Origin of the sequence: Limnospira sp. PMC 289.06 (genome assembly GCF_032350395.1) — a bacterium.
Taxonomy (GTDB): domain Bacteria; phylum Cyanobacteriota; class Cyanobacteriia; order Cyanobacteriales; family Microcoleaceae; genus Limnospira; species Limnospira platensis.
Map to the genome: position 1 here is coordinate 1 of NZ_JARPLC010000248.1, position 2,476 is coordinate 2,476.

2 protein-coding genes are annotated in these 2,476 nt (G+C 44.1%); both read right to left on the minus strand.

Going from position 1 to position 2,476, the window contains the following annotated elements:
* Positions 1 to 78 precede the first annotated feature (78 nt).
* The gene (locus P5674_RS24105; RefSeq protein WP_014275303.1) at positions 79 to 1,263 is read right to left on the minus strand and encodes a group II intron reverse transcriptase; all 1,185 of its coding nucleotides are present in this window, start codon (positions 1,261 to 1,263) and stop codon (positions 79 to 81) included.
* Entirely contained in the window at positions 1,253 to 1,855 is a 603-nt protein-coding gene (locus P5674_RS26760) for a reverse transcriptase N-terminal domain-containing protein (RefSeq protein ID WP_014275293.1), read from the minus strand. The genes P5674_RS24105 and P5674_RS26760 overlap by 11 nt, the downstream gene beginning before the upstream one ends.
* Positions 1,856 to 2,476 lie beyond the last annotated feature (621 nt).

The following is a 2,476-nucleotide window of genomic DNA, read 5'->3' on the forward strand; positions in this document are numbered from 1 at the left end:
CATTAGGGGTCGAGAATGGAGTCGCCTCCATTCCCTCCCATTCAAAACCGTGCTTGAGACTTTCACCTCACACGGCTCCTAGTCTGACTGTTCCATTGTTATGGATACAGCTTTAGCCTTGTCTAGGGCTGTCTTGTCATCGCGGGTGTGGTGGTGTAGTAATTGAAGATTATTGTATACATCCTTTCCGCCTAGGCATCGAGGTACAATATGGTCAACCTCAATTACGTCTGATGGTGTAAAGTATTGTCCACACCATTTACACTTACCTTTCTGTTTCTTGAGTAGTTTTGCTATCCTTGTTGGTGTTCCAATTGCTTGTCCTTTTCTGGTTGCCCAGTATGTCCAGTTTCCGTCGTATGGTGTTGCGTCCGGTCTCACTAGGGTATGTCTGACTATTGGTGTCCAATTATGTTTCCATAGTGTGAACCCCTCCTTGGTTTTGAATAACCAAGTTTCATGTCTTTCTTTCCCGTTGCTGAGTTTGACCGTTCCCGGTCTAAAGTATTTCCTCAACTTTTCGTGATTTATCGTGCCGCATCTTGAGCCTGTCCATGCCCTTAACATTAGCCAGATTATATAATCCAGCTTGACGAATGTTTTAACTGAGACTACGCCTGAATAGTAATTAGACCATCCTCGGATTATTGAATTTAGTCTATTTATTAGGGCTGATTTGGGTTTTGTTTTATATTGCTCAATTATCCCTTGTATCGTCTCAGTGTGGGCTTTAACTGCTTTCTTGCTAGGTTTGATGAGCGTTTTAAATCCTAGCGGTTTTCCCTGTGGGTTTTTGCCAGTCTTGAGCTTTCCTACAGGGTATTGCCTAATATTGAATCCTAGAAAGTCGAATCCTGGTTCTTCTGTTTGTTCCCCATGTTGTAAGGGGTTTAGTGTATGACACACTCTGGTTTTTTCAGGTTTGATTTCTAGTCCTACATTTCTTAGCCATTCTGAGATAGCAGTTTTGCACTGTTCAATGATTTCTATTGACGGTGATATTACCACGAAATCATCGGCGTATCTTATTAGGGTTGCTTGTTTCCTTCCCTTTTTCTTTTGGATACAGTTTTCTATTAATCTAGCCATGCCATCCAGTGCGATGTTTGCTAGTAGTGGACTAATTACCCCTCCTTGCGGTGTTCCCCTTTCTGTATCCTCAAATACGCCGTTATCCAGTACACCTGCTTTGAGCCATTGTTTGACATCTCGCTTCAGGCGACTAGGACAATGAATTTTGGACAGTAGGTAATCATGGTTCACGGTAAGAGCATTTTGATATATCAGCGTCGAGAACATAGTATTGTCCTTGATTTATAGCAGTATAGATTCTGCTAATCGCGTCGTGGGCTGACCGTCCTGGACGGAACCCGTAGCTTGTGCCTTCAAATCTCGATTCCCATTCAGGTTCGAGAGCCGACTTAACCAACGCTTGCTTTGCTCTATCTTGGATTGTGGGAATACCTAGGGGGCGTTTTTCATCCCTCCCTGGTTTTGGAATCCACACCCGTCGCAGTGGTTTAGCTTTGGAGTTTTCCTTAATGTTCTCAACAAGTTCGAGTCTCTGTTTTGGTGAAATTACTTTCACAGCATCGATTCCCGCCGTTTTCTTGCCTTGATTATCTTGGGTTACTTTCCTCACTGCTAGGAGCCTAGCGTAATATGACTTCACCAACAGACGTTGCCACCTTCTAACCTTTGCGCTCTGTCCCGATTTAGCTGCTTGGAATATACACTTTTGGAGCTTAAAGACTTTCCGTTGAACTTTCGCCCATGGGATTGCCTTCCATACGTTGGTCGTAGTCTTGATTGGACTGGGTTTCCCAAATCCTCTCTTTGAACTCGCTATCGTCATTTGTACACCTACTAATCTCTATTCCTTACTGTCAAACCGTGACCTGTTAGCATATCCCGACCATTACAGTGGGGCTTTGGCTTCTGGTCACATCTCCCCTCTTCCCGGGCATCCGCTTACATTTATCACTACTAACTTTCTCGACCAGATTGTTAGAGCCTGGGAAGAATTATGACGTTCCGTTTATATGGGCTTTTCACCTTTATATTTGTCCTGTCCACCGGGGTACTTTTAAAGGTCTGTGTAGGTAGTGTTAAAAGGCTCCTACTTTTCCCCTTGCCCTTTTGGACGTAGCGTGTCAACCTGTTTCGCTACTTGAGTTATTACGATGGTTCAGTCCGGACATTCGGTTTCCCTAATCATGGGTGATTGGCAGTGAGTGGTCTCGTTATTTCCGATACTAGGTTGTATCTCTGAGCCTTCCGTTTCCCGCTTCAGTCCTAGGGTTATGACTTCTCAAACTGGGGATGGCTATCGCCGTCACTCTCTCCGCAATTGTTAAGGAATCATTAAGATTTCCATTTTGGCGTTTTGACCTTGAGTTCCCTGCCTTGACTTAGTATCACTTTGATACAAATCGTTGGGACATATAAACAGTTGTAGGGATGGTCAGAGGCGAGG